The sequence below is a fragment of the Arthrobacter sp. Bi83 genome (assembly GCF_918698095.1).
GTDB lineage: Bacteria > Actinomycetota > Actinomycetes > Actinomycetales > Micrococcaceae > Arthrobacter.
Genome location: NZ_CAKKLY010000004.1, coordinates 114,648 through 137,626 on the forward strand (window position 1 = coordinate 114,648; position 22,979 = coordinate 137,626).

Sequence of the window (22,979 nt, forward strand, 5' to 3'; positions counted from 1 at the left end):
GCGGCCCCAGGGACTCAGAACGCGGGGGCTCCGGGTTCGCCGAGCGGATACTCGCGCTGGATCTCGGCGACCTTCGGATCGTCCTCGTCGGCGCCGTAATCTGAGCTCCGGGTGATGTCCTTCCCGTCAGGGAGCTTCATCGCGCGGAAGGCCAGAGACAGGACCGCGGCAACAATAAGGTTTATGGCAAACGCCACGACAGCGATGTAGACCTGCAAGTCGGTGCCGGGGATCGCCGCGATTGAGCCGCCAAAATTCGCTTTCGTGACGGGGTTGACCACGTTGTAGGCCGCTACAGTGCCGTAGATGATGCCGGCTGCCCAGCCGCCGAAAAGCGCCCACCGGTGGAACCAGCGGGTATAAAGGCCTGCCACGATCGCCGGGAAGGTCTGCAGGATCCAGATACCGCCGAGGAGCTGCATATTGATGGCCGCCGACTGGTCCATGGCAATGACGAAAATCAGTGCGCCGAATTTCACCACAAGCGATGCGATCTTGGAGACCTTCGCTTCCTGCCGGGGTTTGGCGTCGGGCCTGATCAGGTCGCGGTAAATGTTACGCGTGAACAGGTTCGCCGCGGCGATTGACATGATCGCCGCCGGGACCAGAGCACCGATGGCGATGGCGGCCAGGGCAATGCCGGCAAACCAGTCCGGGAAGTGATCCAAAAACAGCTGCGGCACTACCAGTTGCGGGTTGACGGCGCCGTTCAAGTCGATGGGCTTAGTGCCGGCGTAGATAGCCGCATAGCCCAGCAGCGCCAGGAACCCCAGCATCAACGAGTACAGCGGCAGTACCGCCGCATTCTTACGGATCGTATTCCTGCTCTTCGTCGCCAGGACGCCCGTGATCGAGTGCGGGTACATGAACAGCGCCAACGCCGAGCCCAGAGCCAGCGTCCAGTATGCGGAGTAACTGCCCGCGCCCGGAATGAAAACTCCAGCGGGTTTACCCGTGGCCGGGTTGACCGCACCGAGTTTCGCCTCAGCGGCGTCGAAGATGGTTCCCCACCCGCCGAACTTGATCGGCAGGTAGATTACCGCAACGATCACCGCCAGATAGATCAGCAGATCCTTCACAACGGCGATCAGGGCCGGAGCCCGCAGGCCCGACGTGTACGTATAGGCGGCCAGGACCACGAACGCGATGATCAGCGGCAGGTCCGTCAGCAGCACGTTCTCCGCACTACCGAGACCCAGCACGGTGAGCACGGCCTTTATGCCGACTAGCTGCAGCGCGATGTAAGGCATGGTCGCGACGATGCCGGTGACCGCCACGGCGACGGTTAGCGCCTTGCTGCCATAGCGGCCGCCAACGAAGTCGGCCGGCGTGACGAACCCATGCCGGTGCGAGACGGACCACAACCGGCTCATCAGGAGGAACACGATCGGGTACAGAACGATCGTGTACGGCACCGCGAAGAAACCGCTTACGGCTCCGGTGGCCCACATTGCAGCCGGAACGGCCACAAAAGTGTAGGCCGTATACAGGTCGCCGCCGAGCAGGAACCAGGTCACCCACGTTCCAAAACCGCGGCCCCCGAGGCCCCACTCGTCCAGGCTGTGCAGCCCTGTCGCTTCTTCCCGCCGCCACCGCGCAGCAACGAACCCCAAGGCCGCCACCACGACGAAGAGAATGATGACAATGGTGAGTGCAACGCCGTTAATGGGCCGGTCCCCAACCGCCAACGGCACGCTGGCCCCGATCATGGCTCCCCCTCGGCGGTGGTCATGCCGCGCGCCGATTCGCGACGGCGGCGATCCTCCTTGCTAACCAGCCAGTAGGAGATCCCCACTAGGCACGCGGTGACCGGAATCCACGACATCTGGTACCAGTAGAAGAACGGCATACCGCCCAAGCGCGGCTCATCGACGGAATACGCAGGAACAAACAACGGAACCACAACGGCGATAGCCAACAGAATTCCGGAGATGATGTATGGACCGTATCTTGCCGGCGCTCGCGTTGGCACATCAGGACTGGACATCGACGCCTCCTCATCGAGACGGGCCCCCGGAGCGGGAAGGCTTCCCCGGGACATGCCGGCGGCCTGTGGACCGCGTGTCGCAACGGTCTTTACAAACAGGATAGACACCGGATTTATTCTCCGACAGGGCAAATGCGCCCCGTGTTTAGTGGCGGTTCTGGAGGAGTCTGTTTAGAAATCAAAGCTTTGACCACGTGGCGATGGCAGCGGCTTGCGGCTTCCGCCCGGATGAGTAGATTTGCTTAACGCAGGGTGTCCACGCGTTCGACTGCACTGGAGGCGACGATGTCTGGCGATGGCACCGTCCTGGTTGTGGGCGGCACCGGCATGCTGGGAAGCCAGGTGGTGGCCGGGCTCCTAGCGCGAGGAAAACACGTGCGTGCACTGGTGCGCCCGGGTTCCGACGCCACGCGGCTGGAAGCCGCCGGGGCCACCATCGCCCGTGGCGACATGATGGACCTTGGCTCGTTGGTCCGCGCGATGGACGGCGCCGACAGCGTGATCACCACGGCGGCAGGCTATACGCGGCACAGCAAAGGCGACACTCCTCAAATCGACACCGTAGGCAACAGCAACCTCGCCGAAGCCGCCAGCCGCACCCACGTTCGCAGATTCGTGCTGACAAGCATCCTCACCTGCGACCAGACCCCGGAAGTTCCCCACTTCTGGCACAAGAAGCTGGCCGAGGACCGGCTCGAGGAACTCGGCGTCCCGTTCGTGGCGCTGCGCCCGGGGGCATTCCTGGACCAGGTGACCCGTTTCGGTGGCGACCCCTTCAGCAAAGGGCGCATCACGTGGCTCGGGTCCTCGCACATTCCGTTGACGTTCGTCCTCACAGCCGACCTGGCTGTCTACCTGGCTGCCGCGACAGACACAGAGGGCATCGACGGGCAGCGCATCGACATCGGCTGGGATCGACCTGTCAGCATGCAGGAAGTCGCTGAGATTTCCGGCAGGATCCTCGGCAACCGGATCCGGGTCCGAACCATCCCCAGCGGACTGATCCAAGCCGTGGGCACTGTGCTCGGACCCATTAACCCCATGGTCAAGGACATGGGCGCGATGGCCGGCTGGTTTCAGTCCGGCCAATACGTCGCCGACACCACCCGGCAACGCGAAGTCTTCGGCGCGGCGCCAACCGCCGAGAACGCCATAGCCCGCCTCGTCACGAGCCTCGGACACACGGTCAAACATTAGGCGCACTGAACGCATCACCTTCCAGGACCAGCCAGGCAGAACCAAAGTCCAGGGCGCCTGCTTGTAGATACCCGACAAAATCCTGTCGTCGGCAGGAAACTAGCGTCTGCTGTGAGGCATATCCGCAGCCAGCAAGCGCAAAGGACCCATCAATGACGATTCAGGCAAACGTCGCCACGGGCGACAAAGCAAACGACGCAATCATCCCCGGCACAAAATACGAAATCCTGGAAACCGCCCGCCGGCAGGTCCTCGAAGACGGCATCGGCCTGACCGAAAGCCAGTTGGTGGAGGTTCTTGAGCTCCCGGATGAAGCACTTCCAGCAGCCCTGCAGCTCTCCCACGAGGTCCGGCTGCGGCACTGCGGCGAGGACGTCGAGGTGGAAGGCATCATCTCCATCAAGACCGGCGGGTGCCCCGAGGACTGCCACTTCTGCAGCCAGTCAGGACTGTTCGACTCCCCTGTGCGCGGCGTGTGGCTGGACATCCCGGAGCTCGTCAAGGCCGCGAAGGAAACCGCGGCCACCGGCGCCACGGAGTTCTGCATCGTCGCCGCGGTCCGCGGTCCGGACATCAAGCTGATGAACCAGATCAAGTTCGCGATCGACCGCATCAACGAAGCCGTCGACATCAATATCGCCTGCTCCCTGGGCATGCTCACCCAGCGCCAGGTCGACCAGCTCGCCGAATGGGGCGTGCACCGGTACAACCACAACCTTGAAACGGCCCGCAGCTACTTCCCCGAAGTGGTCACCACGCACAGCTACGAGGAACGCCTGGACACCTGCAACATGGTCAAGGCCGCGGGCATGGAGCTGTGCTGCGGCGCCCTGATCGGCATGGGCGAATCCCTCGAACAGCGGGCCGAGCTCGCCGCCCAGCTCGCAGCCCTCGAACCCCACGAGGTCCCGCTGAACTTCCTCAACCCCCGCCCCGGCACACCGCTGGAAAACCAGGGCATCATGGACGGCAAAGACGCCCTCCGCGCGATCGCCGCGTTCCGGCTCGCCATGCCCCGCACGGTGCTGCGCTACGCCGGCGGCCGCGAACTGACCCTCGGCGACCTCGGCACCCGCGAGGGCCTGCTCGGCGGCATCAACGCCGTCATCGTCGGCAACTACCTCACCACCCTGGGCCGGCCCGCGACGGCCGACCTCAACCTGCTGGTCGAGCTGAACATGCCCATCAAGGAACTCCAGAAGACGCTATGAACGGTGTTTCTTTCCCCAACCGCTCAACCACCGGGGTTTCGACGGGCTCAACCACCGCTGAGTTCTGCGGGCACTGCGGTGAGCCGTCCGACGGCGGCGCCCGCCCGACGTCGGACGTTCACCGCCGCTGCGGCGAACGCCTCGCGATGGAACCGCCGCGGTACTGCGCCGCCTGCCGGCGCCGGATGAAAGTCCAGGTCACACCGCTGGGCTGGTCGGCTGAATGCTCCCGCCACGGGGTGCTTGTTCCATGACAGGTGTGGCGCCGACGGGCCTGATCGAACGGGACCGCGCGCGGTTGTGGCACCCGTACGCACCGGCGTCCCCGGACCTTCCGCTGTGGGAGGTCGGGGCGGCCGACGGCGTGCGGCTGCGGCTCCGGGACGAGGACGGCACCTGCCATGAGGTAGTTGATGCGATGTCCTCGTGGTGGTCAGCGATCCATGGCTACCGGCACCCGGTGCTGGACGCCGCTGCAAGGCGGCAGTTGGAGAGTTTCAGCCATGTGATGTTCGGCGGCCTCACGCATGCCCCGGCCGTGGAACTGGCCGAGTGGCTGGTGGGGATGGCCCCCACCGCGCCCGGGCGGCCGGGTTTGGAGCGGGTGTTCCTCGCGGACTCGGGTTCGGTGGCCGTGGAGGTTGCGCTGAAGCTGGCGGTGCAGTTCCAGACCGCTTCCGGCAGGCCATCGAGGCAGCGGTTCCTGAGCATCCGCGGCGGATACCACGGCGACACCTTCGCGGCGATGGGGGTCTGCGATCCCGTCGACGGCATGCACTCCGCCTTCCCGGGCCTGCTGGCCGGCAACGTGTTTGCGCCCCGTCCCCCGGCGGCGGCGTCAGCCACCCCCGAATCCGTGCAGGCGTGGGCATTGGAGCTCCAGGACATTGCGGCCAATCATTCCGGGGAGCTGGCAGCGATCATCGTCGAGCCGGTCCTCCAGGGTGCCGGCGGCATGCACGCCTACCCGGCCGAATGCCTGACCGCGCTGCGGCAGGTGGCTGACCGGCACGGTCTGCTGCTCATCTTCGATGAGATCGCCACCGGTTTTGGGCGGACCGGCGAACTGTTCGCAGCCGATCACGCCGGCGTCGTGCCGGACATCATGTGTGTGGGCAAGGCCCTGACCGGCGGATACGTGACCCTCGCCGCCATGCTCTGCACCGGGGAGATTGCGTCGACGGTTTCGGGCGGTCAGGCCGGGGCGCTGCTGCACGGACCCACCTTCATGGGCAACCCGCTGGCGTGTGCGGTGGCCAATGCCAGCCTGGGCATCATCGCCGACGGCTGCTGGCGGGCCGACGTCGCCCGGATCGGCCTGGGCCTGGAATCGGGGCTGACGCCCGCCCTGGAATTGGAGGCCGTCCGGGATGTCCGCACCATCGGCGCCGTCGGAGTCATCGAGCTGAAGGGCCCCGTCGACGTCACCGCCGTTACCACCGCTGCCATCCGGCACGGGGTCTGGGTCCGGCCATTCCGGAACCTCGTCTACACCATGCCCCCGTACATCAGTACGGCAGCGGATGTTGACCAGATCACCGCGGGCATGATCGCTGCGGTCGCCGAAGTCCACGAGCGAGTCCCGGCACGGTCCGGAGGCGCGGTATGAGCAACTCCATAACCCAGTGGCTCGAGCGGCAGGCCGCCGTCCGGGACCGCCGTGGATTGGTCCGCCGCCCGCTCCCCCGCACCGCGGACGAACAGTTCATCGACCTGGCCAGCAACGACTATCTGGGCCTCGCGGCGGACCCGCGCGTTGCCGAGGCAGCCGCGGCGGCGACGTCGCTGTGGGGCGCGGGTGCCACGTCCTCACGCCTGGTGGCCGGAACCACCAGGCTGCACCTGGACCTCGAGCAGGAACTGGCCAGACTGGCCGGCATGGAAACGGCACTGGTGTTCTCCTCCGGCTACCTGGCCAACATCGGCGTGATCGCCGCGCTCGGCGGCCCCGGGACCCTGATCGTCGCGGATGAACACTGCCACGCATCGATGATCGACGGATTCCGGCTCAGCCGCTCCCGCACCGAATCGTTCCCCCACAACAGCGTGGAGCACGCCGGCCGGCTGCTCGCTGACCGGCCGGAGCCGCGCGCGCTGATCGCCGTCGAATCCCTCTACAGCGTCCTGGGCGACGAGGCACCGCTCGCTGGCCTGCTGGCCCTGGCCGAGGAATACGACGCCGTGCTGCTCATCGACGAGGCCCACAGCCTCGGAGTAACCGGCACCGGAGACTTTCAGGGCCGCGGCTCGGTGGCCGGGACAGCCCTTGCCGGGCATCCCAACGTGATCGTGACCGCGACGCTGTCAAAGGCCCTGGGCAGCCAGGGCGGAGCCGTCCTGGGGTCCCCCCTGCTGCGCGACCACCTCATCAACCGGGCCCGCAGCTTCATCTTCGACACCGGTCTGGCACCTGCGTCCGCAGCGGCAGCCCTCGCCGGGGTGCGGATCATCCGCGACGAACCCTGGCGGGCCGGATCCGTCCAAAGCAACGGTGCGGCGCTGGCCGCCGGGCTCGCCCCGGCCCTTGCAGCCCGCGGCGCCGCCGTCGACCGGGCAGCGGGGGCCGTGCAGTCCATTGCCATGCCTTCCGCCGAATCGGCCCTGGCGGCCGCCGGGGCCGCGCGCACCGCCGGCGTCCGGATCGGCTGCTTCCGCCCGCCGTCCGTTCCAGACGGGATTTCGCGGCTGCGGCTCACCGCCCGCGCCACCCTGACCACCAAGGAAATCGAAGACAGCTGCGCAGTGCTGCGCGGCATTTTGGAGGAACTTCCATGAACCTGCCCGGCATCATCCTGATCACCGGAACGGACACCGGCGTCGGCAAAACCATGACGACGGCGGCCTTCGCCGCCGTCCTCCACGGAACGGGACGCAGCGTCGCGGTGTACAAGCCCTGCCAGTCAGGCGCCGCCGACGGCGATTCCGACGCGGCGGAGATTGTCCGTCTCGCCGGCCCCGTGACGGCAGCAACCGGAGTCGTTCTGCAGGAGCCACTGGCGCCCGTCGCCGCTGCCGCCGTCGACGGAACGCCGCTGCCCGGCGTGGCGGCGCACGCCGGCCGCGTCCGCGAGCTCGCCGCCTCCCACGACCACGTCCTGGTGGAGGGTGCAGGAGGCCTGCTGGTGGAGCTCGATTCCGCCGGCTGCACCCTGGCGGACCTCGGATCGCTCCTGGCGGCGGCATTCGTGCTCGTCGCCCGGCCGGCCCTCGGCACGCTGAACCACACCGCCCTGACCCTCGAGGCGCTGGCTGCGCGGGATCTCCAGGTTCTTGGTGTGGTGCTGGGAAGCTGGCCCGGCAACCCTGAATTGGTGCACCGCAGCAACCGGCAGGTGCTCGGAACACTGCCGGCGCCCTTCCTTGGCGCCCTGCCCGAGCAAGCATCGGAACTGTCCCCGGCTGCCTTCCGCGCCGAAGCAGCTGCATGGCTGAACGGCTTGCCCGCATGAACCCGGCGTTGACGGCGCGCTGCCCGTACCTTGTGGTGCGGGACCCGGACGTGGTCCGTGATGTCCTGCACCGGCCTGCCGACTTCAGCCCCGCGAACGCGCTCGTCGCCGTGACCACCCTGGCGGGGCCAGCGCTGCGCGTGCTGCAGCGCGTGGGCTTCGCGTTGCCTCCCGTTCTGGCCAGCAACGACACGGCCACGCACGCCGGGATCCGCAAGGTCGTGGCAGGCTTCTTCACACCCGCCACGGTCGCCGCCATGGAGCCGCGGATCCGGGAACTGGCGCGTGAAGCGGCACGGAACGCCGCGGAGCAGCTCGATTTATCCGGCCAAGCGGACCTCGTGCAGTGCGTGGCGGCGTTTCCACCGGCAGTCGTGATGCTCGAACTCCTTGGGCTGCCCGTCCGGGATCTTGCGGCCCTGAAGCGGTGGGGCCTTGACTCCATGGAACTGTTCTGGGGGTGGCCGGACGAGGAACGGCAACTCGAACTGGCCCACAGCGCCGCCGATTTCTACGTCTGGCTGCGCAAGCTCGTGGCGGATTCCAGGACGGCCCCCGGACGCAACCTGTTCAAATCCCTTGCCGAACACGGCCTGTCCACGCCAGAAATATGCTCTCTCGGCTACTTCCTGCTGATCGCCGGGCAGGAAACAACCACCCAGCTAATCAGCACCACCCTCTTCCGCCTCCTGGAGAGGTCCGCGCCCGTGGGCTGGAACGACGCGGCCTCCGAAGCAGGCTCCAGGAAGGTGGTCCGGCACGTACTTGCCAACGAATCATCCGTCCCCACCTGGCGCCGCATCGCAGCGTACGACACAAACCTCGCCGGCGGCCTGATCCCCGCCGGCACCGAAATCCTCCTCGAACTGAGCGGCAACCGCATCACGTCACCGGCCGGACCCGAGAGCCTGCCTGCGCGGGCGGCACCTGCGCAGCCGGCCCGGGACGGTCAACCCACCGGCCATGGCCTGGTGTTCGGCTCCGGCATCCACCGCTGCCTCGGAGCCAAACTCGCAGAACTCGAGGCGGCCGTCACCGTCCAGGAAACCGCCGCGGCGCTTCCTCGAGTCAAGCTGCTGGACCACGGGACCGAATGGATCAGGCTTCTATCTTTCCAGACCCCAGGAACGGTCATGGTGATGCCTGGGCCCAGCTGACACTCCGGATTGTTCCAGTGGCCCATCCGGCACCCCTGCGGCTCCGAATCAGTTTCAGAGATCATGAGCAGAGGATGACCATGAGTGTTCAGCAGGAAACCAACTCGGGAGGGGCCACGCTGGGGCGGGTGGTGCTTCCCACGGAGCTGGGTGCCTGCACGGTGCGTGTCCAGAAAGGCACCGTAGGCCGGTCTCCCGACTCCGGCACACCGGATGTCTACCTTCACGGCGCCGCGGGAACCTGGACTACCTTCCAGACGCTGCTTTCCGGGGTGCCGGCCCACGACCGAGTGCTGATTGACCTGCCCGGCTGGGGTGAATCCACCACGGATGCCCGGCTGGAACATTTCAGCATCGACGCGATGGCACGGGCCGTCACTGGTGTACTGCTCTCGCTCGGCTACCGGCGGTGGAACCTGGTGGGCCACTCCATGGGGGGCTTCCTGGCATTGCACATTGCCGCCGCGTGGCCGGAGCGGACCGCCAGCGTAGCCGCCATTTCGGCCACCACATTCGGCGTGTCCGAGGCGACCAGGCAGCCACTGCGCCGGCTGTTCAGGTTCCCGGCGTTCGTGGGGATGCTGCTCGTAATGCGCTCCATGGCGGCCCTCGGTCCCGCGGGGTCAGCGCTGATCCGAGCAATCGGGACCACCCCTGTGATGGGACCGCTGATGTCCCCGTTCTTCGCAGAACCCGCAGTCATTTCCCCGAGTGAGGTCCGCAGGCTCGGCAATGACGCCCGGCCGGCCAGCTTCTCCGCTGCTGCCCGGGCGGCGTCGCACTACGATTTTGACCGGTGGCGCGGCATCCTCTGCCCGGTGCTGGCAATCCGCGGGGACAACGATGTGTTCACGCCACCGTCGGACCTGATCCGGTTGGCTGGCATAGTCCCGCACGTCCAGATGGTGACGATCCCGCGCTGCGGCCACTTCGCCAACATCGAGCGGCCGGAGCAATTGCACGGGCTCCTCGATGACCTGCGGTGCCCGTGAAGTATCCACGGCGGTTGGCCAGTACGGTCTGGGTTGGGAAGTACGGTCTGGCCGGAAAGGAGGTGATGACGTGCCCTTGACCACCAGCGCGTTTAAACTTCCCGGCCACCTCACGCCCAAGGCCGACCCGGCGCGTCTCGCCGGCGACGAGCTGCACTTCGCGGCCATCGCGGAAAGCCTCGAGCAGTCGATCACCGATTTGTCCGACCGGCTCGACGCTACGCGCAGGGCACCCGGCCGCTTAGGCCAGGAGGCGCTGGAGAAGGATGTGGAGATCCGCAGGCTGACCGCCCGCCTGCGCGCCCTGCGTCGCTTCGGTTTGGACGTGTGCCTCGGACAGATGGTCCGCGCAGACAACTCCGAGCCGGTGTACGTCGGACGGCTTGGCCTCACGGACAGCGAGGGGCGCCGCCTGCTCATTGACTGGCGTTCCCCTGCGGCTGAGCCGTTCTTCGGGGCGACCTACGCCAACCCGATGGGCCTGGCAAGCCGCCGCAGGTATCGGTGGACCCGCGGTCGGATTAGCGACTACTGGGACGAGGTGTTCACGTCGGACGCGTACGAAGGGCACGCCGCCCTCGAGGACCTTTCTGCCTTTATCGCCAGTCTGGGCAGCAGCCGGTCTGCCCGGATGCAGGACGTGCTCGGCACCATCCAGGCCGACCAGGACGCAATCATCCGCGCGGGATCCCGCGGCGCTCTTGTCGTCGACGGCGGTCCAGGGACGGGGAAGACCGTTGTCGCACTGCACCGCTCCGCCTACCTCCTCTACTCCGACCCCCGCCTTGGTCACCGTGGTGCCCAGCAAAAGCAGTGTGCTGTTCATCGGCCCACATCAGCCATACCTGAACTACATCGCCGACGTCCTCCCCAGCCTCGGTGAGGAGGCGTGCAAACATGCACCCTGCGGAACCTCCTCCCCGAGGGAGCCACAGGAGCGATTGAGAGCGACCCGAACGTGGCCCTCCTGAAGTCGTCAGCGGCCATGGTGAAAGCGATCGAGCCCGCAATCAGGTTCTACGAACAGCCGCCCACCAATGGGATGGAGGTCGAGACGCCCTGGGCCGATATCTGGCTGAGCGCCGACGCCTGGGCCGAGGCGTTCGAGTCACCGAGCCTTGGCACTCCGCACAACGAGGCGCGGGACGAGGTCTGGGAGGAGCTGCTCACAATTCTCGTAGACAAGTTCGACGGCGATGACGTCCCGGAGGAGTTGCTCCACAGGGCGTTGGCGCGGAACGCGGAGTTGGTGGACGCGTTCGGCCGAGCGTGGCCGCTGCTCGATTACACCGACCTTGTCGGCGACCTTTGGACGGTGCCCGCCTACCTGCGCATGTGCGCCCCCTGGCTCAACCCTGACGGCGTCAAAAAGCTGCAGCGCCAGGATCCCCGGGCCTGGACCGTGTCCGACCTGCCGCTCCTGGACGCGGCCCGGCAACGCCTCGGCGACCCCGAGACGTCACGCCGCAAGCGTAGGCAGGACGCCGCGCTGGCCGCCGCGCGAGAGCTCATGGACCGGGTAGTCGACGATCTGATCGCGGCCGACGACTCCGAACTGCTGGTGATGTCGATGCTGCGCGGGCAAGACCTGCAGGAAAAGTTGGGTGACGAGGGTGCCGCGCCGACGCCGACCAGGACTACCTTGCCGGCCCGTTCGCCCACGTCGTCGTGGACGAGGCGCAAGAGCTGACCAACGCCGAGTGGCAGATGCTGCTGCTCCGTTGCCCGTCCCGGAGCTTCACTATCGCCGGGGACCGCGCCCAGGCCAGGCACGGGTTCGCGGAGTCCTGGCTGGAACGGCTCGAGCGGGTCGGATTGAGCAACGTGAACTTGGCGACCCTAAGCATCAATTACCGAACGCCGGAGGAGGTCATGGCGGAAGCCGAACCGGTCATCAGGGCCGTGCTCCCGGACGCCAACGTCCCGACCTCCATCCGGAGCAGCGGCATGCCCGTCGTCCACGGATCCACGTCGGAGGTGAGCTCGATCCTCGACACCTGGCTGGCCGCGCATGCCGAGGGAGTCGCCTGCGTCATCGGCAGGATTGAGACGGTGCACGGCTCGTTCCGGGAGGGGACCCGCGTCAGGTCGCTGACCCCGGAGCAGTCGAAGGGGCTCGAGTTCGACCTGGCTGTCCTCGTCGACCCGGAGGCTTTCGGCACGGGCATTGAGGGAGCGGTCCACCGCTATGTCGCCATGACCCGAGCGACCCAGCAACTGGCCATCCTCGCAACCCCTGACGTCGACCAAAGACCATGATCGCCACTCGACGATAGCTGGTTCAAGTGGACGCGTCCTTTTTGCGCGCTCGCTCGGTGCTGACCAGGGCGGTGCTTTTGCTCCCGTGCGGGAGCACAATGGATCACAACGAATTCGTGTGCTGTTGAGGATGGTGCCCCCATGAGGACAGGTACAACGCTGGGCATTCTCGCACTGGCGGTGATTCTGTCCGGAACGGCGGGGTGCGGCGCCGGCAGCAGCACTCCCCCAGCGACGGGGAACCCGACGGCTTCGACTACGTCCGTTGGACCGTCGCCGACGTCGACGACTTCAGCCGGCACGGCCACCGGCTCCGCTCCGGCGGCATCACCTGCGGCGATCACGATCAAGGATTTCGCCTATCAGACGCCCCCGTCCGTGTCCCCCGGTGCCACGGTGACGGTGACGAACACGGATACCGCCGAACACACCGTGACTGCCGACGAAGGATCGGCGTTCGATGTCGAGGTGACGAGCTCCGGAACCGCCACGTTCACCGCGCCGTCCAAACCCGGCACCTATCCCTTCCACTGCACCTACCACGTGAACATGCATGGGACGCTGACCGTCAAATGAGCGAAGGGACCCGCTCCGTGGACGTGCCACGATGGTGGTCATGCTTCATCCGCCTGAACCTCAATTGAGCTTCAACCGGAGCGAAAGCGCGCATGAGAAGACCCTCACAGGCTTCTCATGGCTGCCTCAGGTCCGCAGTCCAGCATGGAAGGTGTCCGAGACGACGAAATGATCCGGGCCCTTCTTAGGGACCCCGGCATCAGGACAAGCGGAAGAGGAGATGCTGATGACTCCCGCCCCTACCGGCGCTTCAAGCACCCTCGACCCTGCAGTCCATCAGCGGGAGATGTAACCTTGAAAACCCTAGAGAAAACTCACCACATTTTCGACGGCGCCGGCCGCTCAGGGCGGGAACCTGGGCCCTACGCTCAGCACGGAAGCCCTCAACTGCCGGGATACCGGTCCAGCAGCTGGAAGCTGCAGCAGCACCAATTCGAGCCGATACCGTCATCCTTCCTTTTCGATCAGGTGGCGGCGCTACTCCGTTACGACCCCGCCGTCCGATCCGGTGCACAGGATGCCTCACGCGCCATGACAACCGCAGCGCATCGGGTCGACTCAGCCCTCGGCAATCACCGCCGTCTGTTCAACAAGACCGCCGTGAAGGAGCTCCGTGCAGAGCTAGCATGGCTCACCGAGGCCATGACCCCACTCAGCCACTCCACGCCTGCGCAGGAACAGGCCCGGCCGAACGTCCAAGAGCCGTGGCCCAATGAAACCGCCCAGGCCTACGGACGCCGGGGCACCGCACCGGAAACCGCCTACGTTGCGGCGTACAACACGGCACTTATTGCCCTCGAATCCGACCGGTACTACCGGTTGATCGCCGATCTCCAACTGTTTTGTTCCGCTCCGCCGGTGAGAAAGGCACGGCGTAGGAGCCCCGGCAGCAACGGACGACCCGGTGTCGTCCCGACGTGGGGAGTGGACGCTGGGCCGAGGGCTACTATGTAGCGGGTGCACCCCCGATCCAATGAATGGCATCCCTGGTCCGCTGTATCAGAGCAGGCGCCGGGCGTCTTTTTCGTCCAAGGACCGGCCTCCAACTGGATCGTGGTCCGCGACGAGTCTGGTTACATGCTCATTGACAGCGGTTATCCCTCTGACCGTGCCCTTGTCCTCGAGTCCATCCGCCATTTGTGCTTGCGTCCAGCCGACGCACGGGCCCTGCTCATCACGCACGGCCATGTCGATCACACCGGCTCCGCCGCCTACTTCTCCAGCACCTTCGGAACGCCGGTCCTGTGCGCCCCGGAAGAGCTGGCCCACGTCCAGGGCAAAGAAAAGCACCAAGTCACCTTCGGACAGGTCATCGTCCGGGCATGGCGCCCCCGCGTCCTCCGCTGGATGATTCACGTGATCAAGGCAGGGTCCCTTACGGCGAAGCCCGCGACGCAAGCTCAAGCATGGAGCACCGAGAAACTCTTGGGACTTCCCGGCCATCCGGAAGCCATCCTGATTCCGGGCCACACGCCAGGCAGCGTCTCGATCCTTCTTCCCCAAGCCGGCGCAATCGCCGTCGGGGACTCGTTTGTCAGTGGCCATCCGCTAAGCCGGAAGACGGGGCCGCAGATGCTCCACCGGATGTATCACACCGACCCCGCTGCGGCGCTGGCGGCAACGCACCGCCTGGACGGGATTAACGCCGCAGTGATACTTCCCGGCCATGGCCCCGCATTGCGCATGCCCTTGGCTGAGGCCTTGGCGGCGTTGCGAAGCCGAAGCTGAGCTCCCACTCCCGGCTCAGGGACAGGGCAAAAAACCGGTCCCGGCACCCTTCGCGAGAGGCTGGTCAAGCGAACGCGTGGAAGGCGTCCAGAAGGGGCAAGCCGGTCAGCCGGTCGAACCCCGGACCACCAACGAGCTGTCAAGCGTCACATGCGGTTCCTCGAGCTCCAGTCCTGCCATGAGCCCGCGGAGCTGCTGGCCCGCTTTGCGCCCAAGCGGCATGGCCGGCAGATGCACACTGGTCAGGCCGGGGTTGCTGGTTGCCGAATAAGGCAGGTCGTCGAAGCCTGCCACGGCCAGTTCCTGCGGAATGAGGACTCCGGCCACACGCGCTTCCTGCAGAACACCGTAGGCGTGCGTGTCGGTACCGCACACGACGGCGGTGACTCCGGAACGCTGCCACTGCGGCCAGGCCAGGGCGAACGCCTCGGCGGCCGCGCCGACATCGATCGTGGTGCTGATGATGCAGTCGGGCGGCACCGATATTCCGCGCGCCTTGGCCTCCTCGAGGAATGCGTTGCGCCGCACATCGAAGGTGGCCGTGCCTGTCACGCTGTCGACGTATGCCGCACGCGTGTGCCCTGAATCGGCCAGGTGCGCCGCCAGCTCACGTGCGCCGTGCGCGACGTCCAGGTTTACGGAGGCGGCGTAGGCCTCCAGTCCGGGTGCATCAAGCAGCACCAGGGGCCCGGCTGCAGACAGTTCTTCGAGGAAGCCGGCGTTGGGGGCATCCACCAGGAGGCCGGCGGGCCGGAGCGCCATGAGCTTCCGGACGTCCTCGGCATGGGGAAACTCGCCGGCGTCGGTGACGGACAGCAGCAGCTGGTAGTCGGCGCCAAGGGTCTCCCGGACCCCGGCGATCACCTTGGCGAAAAAGGGGTTGGAGATGTCCGGCGCCACCAGGATGACGATCGAACTCACGCCTTTGGCCAGCGAGCTCCCAATGCCGTCCACCACATAGCCCAGCTCGGAGATGGCCTCCCGCACGCGCGAAATGTTGTCCTCGGACACGCGCCCCCGGGTTTTCCCGTTGGCCACCAGGGACACCGTGGCGGTGGAAACGCCGGCGCGCTGGGCCACCATCGCCGCCGTGACGCGGGGTGCCCTGCCGCTGGGCCGGTCGATGGTGTCCATGTATCGATCGTAGCCAAGGTTTCACGGTTCAGGCATCACTTGGCATCAAGCGCTTGACGAAATTCACGTTAAGCGCTTGACGTATGGCAGTGAACGATGTCAGAATTCCTGTGAATGCTTAGCGCCCTGCTTGGGCGAGGCACCCAATCCCCACGCGGCAAAGCACCAAGAAGGTTCAGCCCGCCGTCGGACTCGGTTGCCCGGCACCGGCAGGCCCCAATGACGTGGAGACAACAATGGAAACCCAGCCCATAACACCGGCGCGCAAGAAGATCATTCTTGACTGCGACCCTGGACATGACGACGCCGTGGCATTGCTGCTGGCTCACGGCAACCCGGATATCGAACTGCTCGCCGTCACCACCGTGGTGGGCAATCAGACCCTGGAAAAGGTCACCCGCAACGCACTCTCGATAGGCACGATTGCGGGCATCACCGGCGTTCCGTTCGCCGCAGGCTGCGACCGCCCCTTGGTCCGCACCATCGAAACCGCCCCCAGCATCCACGGCGAGACCGGCATGGACGGCCCCGACCAGCCCCAGTCCACCATCGACCTGGACCCGCGCCACGCCGTCGACCTGATCATCGAAACCGTGATGGCGCATGAGCCGGGCACGGTCACCCTAGTCCCCACCGCCGGACTGACCAACATCGCCATGGCGGTCCGGAAGGAACCGCGCATCGTGGAGCGCGTCAAGGAAGTTGTCCTCATGGGCGGCGGTTACCACGTGGGCAATTGGAGTGCCGTGGCTGAATTCAACATCATCATCGACCCCGAAGCCGCACACATCGTGTTCAACGAAAAGTGGCCGGTGGTGATGGTTGGCCTCGACCTCACGCACCAGGCGTTGGCCACCCCGGAGATTGTCGACCGGATCGCAGCCATCGGCACCAAGCCGGCCAGGTTCGTCATGGAACTGATGGAGTTCTTCACCAAGGCCTACAAGGACGCGCAGGGCTTCGACTACCCGCCCGTCCACGATCCGTGCGCAGTGGCCTACGTCATTGACCCCACCGTGATGTCCACCCGCAAGGTCCCGGTGGACATTGAGTTGCAGGGCAAGCTGACGCTCGGCATGACCGTCGCCGACTTCCGCGTGCCGGCCCCGGACGACTGCCACACGTCCGTTGCCGTGGACCTTGACCATAAGAAGTTCTGGGATCTCGTCACAGACGCGATCGTCCGGATCGGAGAGCCCGACGGCGGCGCTCCGGCCACCCTGGCAGGCGACGTCACCGCTTCAGGTGCCGTTACCGCAGGTGTCATTGCAGGAGGGGCCAAGTAAATGACCACCCTCATCTCCGACACCAAGTCCACCCGCGGCAACGTCACCGCGCTCGTGGTCGCATTGCTGGCCGCCTGCGTGGCCTTCCAGCTCAACGCCTCCATGCTCAGCCCGGCACTGGTCACGATGGGCAACGAGCTTCACACGGATCAGGCCGTCATCGGGCTGTCCCAAACCTGGTTCTTCACGGCCGCGGCCTTGTTCTCGCTCTTCCTGCCGCGCCTCAGTGACATCGTGGGGCGAAAGAAGATCCTTCTGGGCATGATGCTGCTGATGGCCGCGGGCTCGGTCATCGCCGCCCTCGCTCCCGACGTCACGTGGCTCTTCGTGGGCCGCATCATCCAGGGCGTCAGTGGCCCGACCGTCCCCCTTTGCCTCATCATGCTCCGCTCTGCGGTCAGCAACCCGCGTAAATACGGTGCCCTCATGGGCCTCATCACTGCGGTCAACGGCGGCGTGGCCGGCGTTGACTCGTTTGTTGGCGGCTACTTTGCCGAGCACTTCGGTTTCCGCAGCATTTTCTGGCTCATGGTTGTCCTGGCTGTTGCCGCGACGGTTCTGATTGCCGTCCTGGCCGGCGAGAGCAAGCCGGCTGCAGGCACCACCATGGACTGGCTGGGCGTATTCTTCATCGTGATCGCGGTGGGAGCACTCCTGACTGCACTGAACGAAGGCTCCAGGCTCGCTGCGGCCTTCTCTGCGGGTACCTTGATACTCGCCATCGGCCTGGTCGTGGTGGCCGCCGTCGCGTTCTTCGCGTTCTGGATGGTGGAGAAACGTGCCAAGTCGCCCATGGTGGAAACTGCGCACCTTCGCCAGCGCTCAACCTGGGCACCGCTGCTCACCACCACGCTCACCATGACCGGAATTTTCGCCGTCATCAACGGCATCGTCCCGGCATACGTTCAGGCAGCCGACCCGGGCTTCGGCGTCGGCCCCACCGAAATGGCCCTGCTCATCCTCACGCCGTACGCCCTCCTGGGCTGGATCTTCGGTCCGATCAGCGGCCGTCTGGCTCCCGTCCTGGGCTACACGAAGGTCCTGCGCATCGGGCTGCTGGGCAGCCTCGCTGCCCTGGCGATCATCGCGTTCCTCGGCCTGAACAACCTGCCGATGATGATGCTGGGCACGGCTTTGCTGGGGATCATGTACGCCGGTACGGCCAACATCATGCTGAACGGGCTTGGCGTGGTTCTCTCGCCGCACGGCAATCCCGGCTTCCTGCCTGGCATGAACGCCGGCGCCTTCAACCTCGGCGCGGGGCTGAGCTTCCTGGTCCTCCCGGCAGTCCTGGTCGCGACATCGTCCGTGGGGGACGCGAGGGCGTCATACCTGACCGTTGTGGTCGTGGGCCTTGCCATCACCACGGCAGCCTTCTCCGCGTCCCTTCTGATCCCCAAGCCCGCCGACGCCGAGGTCACCGAATGAGCACACAAGCCAGCGGGCGCGCGGCGTCCAGGATCGTCGTCGTTGGTTCCCTCAACGCCGACCTCACCATCTACTGCGACCGTCTCCCCCAGCCGGGCGAGACGGTCCACGGGAACAGCTTCGCCGTCAATCCGGGCGGCAAAAGCGCCAACCAGGCGGTGGCTGCCAGCAAACTGGGCGGCCAGGTCAGCCTGGTGGGCGCCATTGGCGACGACCCGAACGGCGCCATGCTCCTTGAGTCGACGGCACGAGCCGGGGTGGACGTCTCGCGCGTCCGCCGCGCGGCCGATGCCGCCACCGGCGTCGCCGTCATCTCGGTCGATGCCGTCGGCGAGAACAGCATCATCATCTCGGCCGGCGCCAACGGCACCCTGACCTCGGCAGACGTCCAGGGCGCCGCGGACGTTTTCAACGACGCCGCAGTGGTCTGCCTCTGCCTGGAGGTCGGCCTCGACACTGTTGCGGCCGCCGCCCAGGCAGGTCACGACGCCGGCGCAACGGTTCTGCTGAACCTCTCTCCCTATGCCGAGGTACCGGGAGCCCTTGTCGGGTTGACCGATGTGTTGCTGGTGAATGCGCATGAGGCTTCCTTGTTCCTGGGGAAGGAGGCTATGCCCGGTTCCAACCTGGACGCGGCTGAATGGGAGCCGGTTCGCAAGCAGTTTGCTGACCGTGGCTTGCAGCGGGTACTGGTGACGCTGGGTGCCCACGGTTCCGTCGTGCTGGATTCCCTAGCCGCCTGCACACAACAAATCACGCTCATCCCGCCTACCAAGGTCGTAGCCGTTGACACCACCGGAGCCGGCGACGCTTTCACGGGCGCAGTAGCAGCGCGGCTGGCAGGCGGGGAATCATTGGCCGAGGCGGCCGCGTTTGCCTCCGTTGCTGCGGCCTTGGCCGCCACCAAGAAGGGCACCCAGGCCGCCTATCCGGACACCGCTGAGGTAGAGCTCCGGCGCGGCAGCCACGCCCGCAGGAGCTGATGCTCCGCCTCTGTACAAATGGCCTGGGCCGTGACTGGACCAGAGATCCCTACACCTCCGTTCGTCGGAGCAGCCGCTCCCTCTGCTCCGGGTCCAGGGCCGCAGCACACGCAGCAGCGGCCAGGCCGAACGCGCCGTCAATGACAGCCTTATCCGCACCCGCCGAAGCGCCGAAGGCGGCGAACTCTGCGGTGTGGTGTGCGGCGCCCCGCACGTCGTAGCGGATCATGGGGTGAATGCTCGGCACGAGCTGCGACACGTTTCCCATGTCCGTGGAGGCCACTGGCTGGGCGTTGAATGCAACTTCCCTGCCCTTGACCGTCATAGCCGCCCGGTAGGCCTCTGACAGGAACGCGTCCTGACGGAGTTCTGCGTAGTCGTTGCCCGTGGGTGTGACCTGAAGGGTGCTGCCGCTCGCATGGGCACCGGCTTCAAGGCAGCGCCTCACCTTGTCCTGGATCAGCCGCAGGTTGTCGATGCTGGCGGCCCGCATTTCAATGTTGGCCCGGGCCCGCTCTGGGATGACATTGACGGCGCTCCCGCCTTCCGTCACGATCAGCGAAACGATCGAACCATAAGGGAGTTGCTGCCGGGCCAGGGCAATGGCGGTCTGCGCGACTACGAGCGCATCGAGGGCATTGACACCTTCCGAAGGAGCCGCGGCGGCATGGGCGGGACGACCCTCGAAAAGCACGTCCCACATGCACATGGCCAAGGACGAACCACCCACCACGTCCGTTGCCGCAGCGTGCGCCATCATGGCCAGCGATACGTCGCCATAGAAGCCCTCGTCTATCAAGTCCACTTTGCCGCCGGTGGTCTCTTCCGCGGGCGTTCCGAGCACTTTGACGGTGAGGCCCAGTTCGTCGGCCACGGCCGCCAGCGCCAGCGCTGCCCCCACCGCGCTGGCCGCGTTCACGTTGTGCCCGCAGGCATGACCGATGGCGGGCAACGCGTCGTACTCAACGCAGAGTGCCACCACAAGCTCGCCGGATCCGAAACGCGCGCTGAATGCCGTGGGCTGCGCAGGCTGCGGGGCATCGAAGCTGAACCCGGCCATCCGCAGTACACGCCTCACGCGCTTGGCAGCACGGAATTCGTGGGCACCAAGCTCCGGATCCGCATGGATGGCGTGGCTCAGATCCAGGATCTCCGGCTTCCGGCGCTTCACGGCGGCCTCGAGGGCGGTTTCGATGTCGCCCCGGGATACGGGAACGACGGCGGCCCCTCGCCAGTCGCTGTTAAGTCCAGTGGTCATGACGCCACCCCGGCAGGCTGGCGCTTGGGGTAGCGTGCACTCGCGGCGGCGGCGATCAAAGCCGCCGCTGCCAGGGCACCCCAGATGGACAATAGTCCGGTTTCTGTGATGTGCCCGGACTCGGCCGAGGCTGAGGAGATCAGCTTGACCACCGCAGCCCCCACCGCGATGCCGACGGACAATGCCAACTCATTGAGCCCGGCCGCCGTCGAGGTCTCCCCCACAGGGACGCCTTCGACGGACAGCGCACGGGTTCCCGCCTGGTACATCCCCAGGCTCAGGTTGAACATGGCGAAGCCGACGCAGTAGCCCGGGAGCGATCCGTGGGCCACCACCATCACCAGGAAGCCGCCGGCCAGCAGGACACCGGCGAAGACGAGGGTGGCGCGTTCGCCGAACTTCCTGTGCGCCTTGGCCGTCAGCAGTGAGGAAGCCAGGGAAAGAACCGAGGCCAATGCAAGGACAATCGCTATCATCAGCGGGCTCAGGCCGAATCCGTAACCGGTCTTGTCCGGGTTGGAATGCAGGAAAATGCCGTTGGTACCGAAGTAGCTGATGGACGCGAAGCCGAAGAAAAATGTGGCGAGCGAGACGGTGCGGATCCGCGGATTCACCAGCATCCGCAGGTCCATAAACCTGCGGCCCTCGGTGGCGCTGAAGTCCCGCTTGGCCCAGTACGCCAGCAGGGCAATCCCTGCCACGCCGGCCGCCAGAGTCCTGGCGTCGAGCCAACCCCATTCAGGCGCCATCGAGAGCGCAACGACAAAACCAATCAGCCCGAGCGAGCAAGCCGCGAGCGGCGCCAGGGCGATGCCCTCACGCGTCGGGATCCCGGCGTCGGGCAGTACGAACGAGCACGCGAAGGCGACCACGGCGAACGGTACCGCCACCCAGAAGCCGAGCGTCGGGTCGGTGACACCGATGATGCCGCCGAACAGCCCGCCGGCTCCCACCATGATCATCAGCATGCCGATCATGACGCTCACGCCGGTACGCGTGTGGGCCGGGGCGCTGACCCGCAGGATTCCCATCATGAGTGGAATGAAGCCCACCACACAGGTGAGCATGACCACGCCCGCCGTCACAGTCCACAGCGACGGCCAGAGCGCCATTTGAAGCACGCCGACCGTCACAACACCGGTGGACCAGCGCAGCACCAGCCGGTATCCGTAGCTGTCGCCGAGCCTTGAAATGATCGGCGTGAGGACGGCAAAGCTGACATTGGAGATGAGGAAGATGCCGTTGATGGTGGGGTCGTCAATTTCGAAGACGGGTCCCAGCGCGGGCAGGATGGGATTCAGGTATCCCTGTGTGACCCCGCTGAGCGACTCAATGAGTGCCATTGCCAGGATCACTCCCGCAATGGTCCTGCGCGTTGTGACTGCCACCGCAGGAGGTGCTGTCTTGCTTGCCATATGATTCCTTGTGGTCCAGGGCGTATTCGCCAGTGGTGATGCGAGTCACAACGCGATGCCTCCCGTTTACACTGACTTTGAGATTGTTCGAAACCCACTTGAGGCCCAGCGAGGGTGAGGCGCTCATCGAGCGCCTGTGCGCCCAGCCGGCGTTCGGCACTGTCTCGCTGGTCACTGCCTCGCACGACCTCTTTGTGGACTGCTTTGCGTCCAGCCACGACGAACTGATGGACATAGTCACCGGTTCGTTTCCGGGGTTGCCTGGCGTCACGCATCGCAAGGTTGTTTTCGTCACAAAGCTGTACCGGCAAGCATCAGAATGGCGCAGCGGGACGCTGGAACCTGCACGCGCCCGGCTCGTGTCGGCGGAACCACTGCCTGAGCAGCCCGCGTACTCTCCGGACCGGCTGGATGCGGCACCGTTGGAAGAGCTCGCCAATGACGGGCGGGCCAGTTGGGCGGAGCTGGGTGCCGCATGCGGCGTCTCGCCCCAAACTGCACGACGACGCGTGGAACGGTTCCTGGCCACAGGTTACATAGCGCTGCGCTGCGATACGTCGACGGCGGCCCAACAGGGACTGCGGGAAGTCACCTTGGTTCTGAACGTCCCCGCGCACCACGTTGACGACGTCGGCCGCTACTTCGCGGCACTCAGCAACTGCCGCCTCAGCGCTCAAGTTCTCGGCGCGCAGAATCTGCTGGTTACCCTGTGGGTCCGTGACTACCTGGAGGTCCAGGCCTACGAGCGCGAACTGGCCGATCGGGCTCCAGGAAGTGCAGTCATCTCCCGACAGGCCGTCGTGCGGACATTCAAGCGCATGGGCCACGTCCTGGATGAATCAGGCTGCAGCCGCAGCGTGGTGCCGCTGCCGCTGCGGACGGAAGGTCTTTAAGGCGGACCAACTCGAGTTGATTCCCC

Annotated in this window: 20 protein-coding genes and 1 pseudogene; 16 read left to right on the plus strand and 5 right to left on the minus strand. The window is 66.0% G+C overall.

The genetic code is table 11. From position 1 onward, the window contains the following. Positions 1–14: 14 nt before the first annotated feature. Positions 15–1,709: a monocarboxylate uptake permease MctP gene (gene mctP / locus LQ144_RS04075; protein ID WP_230117284.1), complete on the minus strand. Its 1,695-nt coding sequence runs from the start codon at positions 1,707–1,709 to the stop codon at positions 15–17. After that, positions 1,706–1,987: a DUF3311 domain-containing protein gene (locus LQ144_RS04080; RefSeq protein WP_230117285.1), complete on the minus strand. Its 282-nt coding sequence runs from the start codon at positions 1,985–1,987 to the stop codon at positions 1,706–1,708. Before LQ144_RS04080 ends, mctP begins: the two co-directional genes overlap by 4 nt. 285 nt (positions 1,988–2,272) lie before the next feature. Here LQ144_RS04080 and LQ144_RS04085 point away from each other — a divergent pair, with 285 nt between their 5' ends. From LQ144_RS04085 to LQ144_RS04140, 12 genes and pseudogenes are all read left to right on the plus strand, one after another. Further along, on the plus strand, positions 2,273–3,184 hold the full coding sequence (locus LQ144_RS04085) for an SDR family oxidoreductase (RefSeq protein ID WP_230117286.1): 912 nt from the start codon (positions 2,273–2,275) through the stop codon (positions 3,182–3,184). Positions 3,185–3,336: 152 nt separating this feature from the next. Continuing rightward, positions 3,337–4,395 carry a biotin synthase BioB gene (gene bioB / locus LQ144_RS04090; protein WP_230117287.1) on the plus strand — a complete coding sequence of 353 codons (1,059 nt, stop codon included), beginning with the start codon at positions 3,337–3,339 and terminating at the stop codon, positions 4,393–4,395. Then, positions 4,392–4,649 (plus strand): hypothetical protein, encoded by a 258-nt coding sequence (locus tag LQ144_RS04095; RefSeq protein ID WP_230117288.1) that lies wholly within the window; start codon positions 4,392–4,394, stop codon positions 4,647–4,649. Before bioB ends, LQ144_RS04095 begins: the two co-directional genes overlap by 4 nt. After that, positions 4,646–6,004 (plus strand): adenosylmethionine--8-amino-7-oxononanoate transaminase, encoded by a 1,359-nt coding sequence (locus LQ144_RS04100; RefSeq protein ID WP_230117289.1) that lies wholly within the window; start codon positions 4,646–4,648, stop codon positions 6,002–6,004. The genes LQ144_RS04095 and LQ144_RS04100 overlap by 4 nt, the downstream gene beginning before the upstream one ends. Further along, positions 6,001–7,170 (plus strand): 8-amino-7-oxononanoate synthase, encoded by a 1,170-nt coding sequence (locus tag LQ144_RS04105; protein WP_230117290.1) that lies wholly within the window; start codon positions 6,001–6,003, stop codon positions 7,168–7,170. Before LQ144_RS04100 ends, LQ144_RS04105 begins: the two co-directional genes overlap by 4 nt. Further along, positions 7,167–7,844, plus strand: a complete 678-nt coding sequence (gene bioD, locus LQ144_RS04110) for a dethiobiotin synthase (RefSeq protein ID WP_230117291.1) — start codon at positions 7,167–7,169, stop codon at positions 7,842–7,844. The genes LQ144_RS04105 and bioD overlap by 4 nt, the downstream gene beginning before the upstream one ends. Beyond that, complete coding sequence (locus LQ144_RS04115; RefSeq protein ID WP_230117292.1) at positions 7,820–9,001, plus strand: cytochrome P450; 1,182 nt, start codon at positions 7,820–7,822, stop codon at positions 8,999–9,001. The genes bioD and LQ144_RS04115 overlap by 25 nt, the downstream gene beginning before the upstream one ends. 80 nt (positions 9,002–9,081) lie before the next feature. Next, positions 9,082–9,993 (plus strand): alpha/beta hydrolase, encoded by a 912-nt coding sequence (locus LQ144_RS04120; RefSeq protein WP_230117293.1) that lies wholly within the window; start codon positions 9,082–9,084, stop codon positions 9,991–9,993. 70 nt (positions 9,994–10,063) lie between these two features. Then, positions 10,064–12,252: pseudogene (gene helR, locus LQ144_RS04125) on the plus strand (RNA polymerase recycling motor ATPase HelR). A gap of 141 nt (positions 12,253–12,393) precedes the next feature. After that, complete coding sequence (locus LQ144_RS04130) at positions 12,394–12,828, plus strand: cupredoxin domain-containing protein (RefSeq protein ID WP_230117294.1); 435 nt, start codon at positions 12,394–12,396, stop codon at positions 12,826–12,828. Between the two features lie 168 nt (positions 12,829–12,996). Beyond that, a complete protein-coding gene (locus LQ144_RS04135; RefSeq protein WP_230117322.1) occupies positions 12,997–13,782 on the plus strand; it encodes a CHAD domain-containing protein in 786 nt (261 codons plus the stop codon). A 3-nt stretch (positions 13,783–13,785) separates the two neighbouring features. Next, a complete protein-coding gene (locus tag LQ144_RS04140) occupies positions 13,786–14,556 on the plus strand; it encodes an MBL fold metallo-hydrolase (RefSeq protein ID WP_230117295.1) in 771 nt (256 codons plus the stop codon). 105 nt (positions 14,557–14,661) lie between these two features. On the opposite strand, the gene LQ144_RS04145 is transcribed toward LQ144_RS04140, so the two are convergent. Beyond that, positions 14,662–15,690, minus strand: a complete 1,029-nt coding sequence (locus tag LQ144_RS04145) for a LacI family DNA-binding transcriptional regulator (protein ID WP_230117296.1) — start codon at positions 15,688–15,690, stop codon at positions 14,662–14,664. Positions 15,691–15,926: 236 nt separating this feature from the next. Here LQ144_RS04145 and LQ144_RS04150 point away from each other — a divergent pair, with 236 nt between their 5' ends. The 3 genes from LQ144_RS04150 to LQ144_RS04160 are packed head-to-tail and all read left to right on the plus strand — an operon-like array spanning position 15,927 to position 19,387. Continuing rightward, positions 15,927–16,976 carry a nucleoside hydrolase gene (locus LQ144_RS04150; protein WP_230117297.1) on the plus strand — a complete coding sequence of 350 codons (1,050 nt, stop codon included), beginning with the start codon at positions 15,927–15,929 and terminating at the stop codon, positions 16,974–16,976. Continuing rightward, positions 16,977–18,404, plus strand: a complete 1,428-nt coding sequence (locus LQ144_RS04155; RefSeq protein WP_230117298.1) for an MFS transporter — start codon at positions 16,977–16,979, stop codon at positions 18,402–18,404. Further along, on the plus strand, positions 18,401–19,387 hold the full coding sequence (locus tag LQ144_RS04160) for a ribokinase (RefSeq protein WP_230117299.1): 987 nt from the start codon (positions 18,401–18,403) through the stop codon (positions 19,385–19,387). Before LQ144_RS04155 ends, LQ144_RS04160 begins: the two co-directional genes overlap by 4 nt. A 49-nt stretch (positions 19,388–19,436) precedes the next feature. On the opposite strand, the gene LQ144_RS04165 is transcribed toward LQ144_RS04160, so the two are convergent. Together LQ144_RS04165 and LQ144_RS04170 are read right to left on the minus strand one after the other, a co-directional pair. Continuing rightward, a complete protein-coding gene (locus LQ144_RS04165) occupies positions 19,437–20,645 on the minus strand; it encodes a M20 family metallopeptidase (protein WP_230117300.1) in 1,209 nt (402 codons plus the stop codon). Further along, positions 20,642–22,060: an MFS transporter gene (locus tag LQ144_RS04170; protein WP_230117301.1), complete on the minus strand. Its 1,419-nt coding sequence runs from the start codon at positions 22,058–22,060 to the stop codon at positions 20,642–20,644. The genes LQ144_RS04165 and LQ144_RS04170 overlap by 4 nt, the downstream gene beginning before the upstream one ends. 83 nt (positions 22,061–22,143) lie before the next feature. On the opposite strand from LQ144_RS04170, the gene LQ144_RS04175 reads away from it, so the two are divergent. After that, positions 22,144–22,953, plus strand: coding sequence for an Lrp/AsnC family transcriptional regulator (locus LQ144_RS04175; RefSeq protein ID WP_230117302.1), 810 nt, complete (start codon positions 22,144–22,146; stop codon positions 22,951–22,953). Positions 22,954–22,979 lie beyond the last annotated feature (26 nt).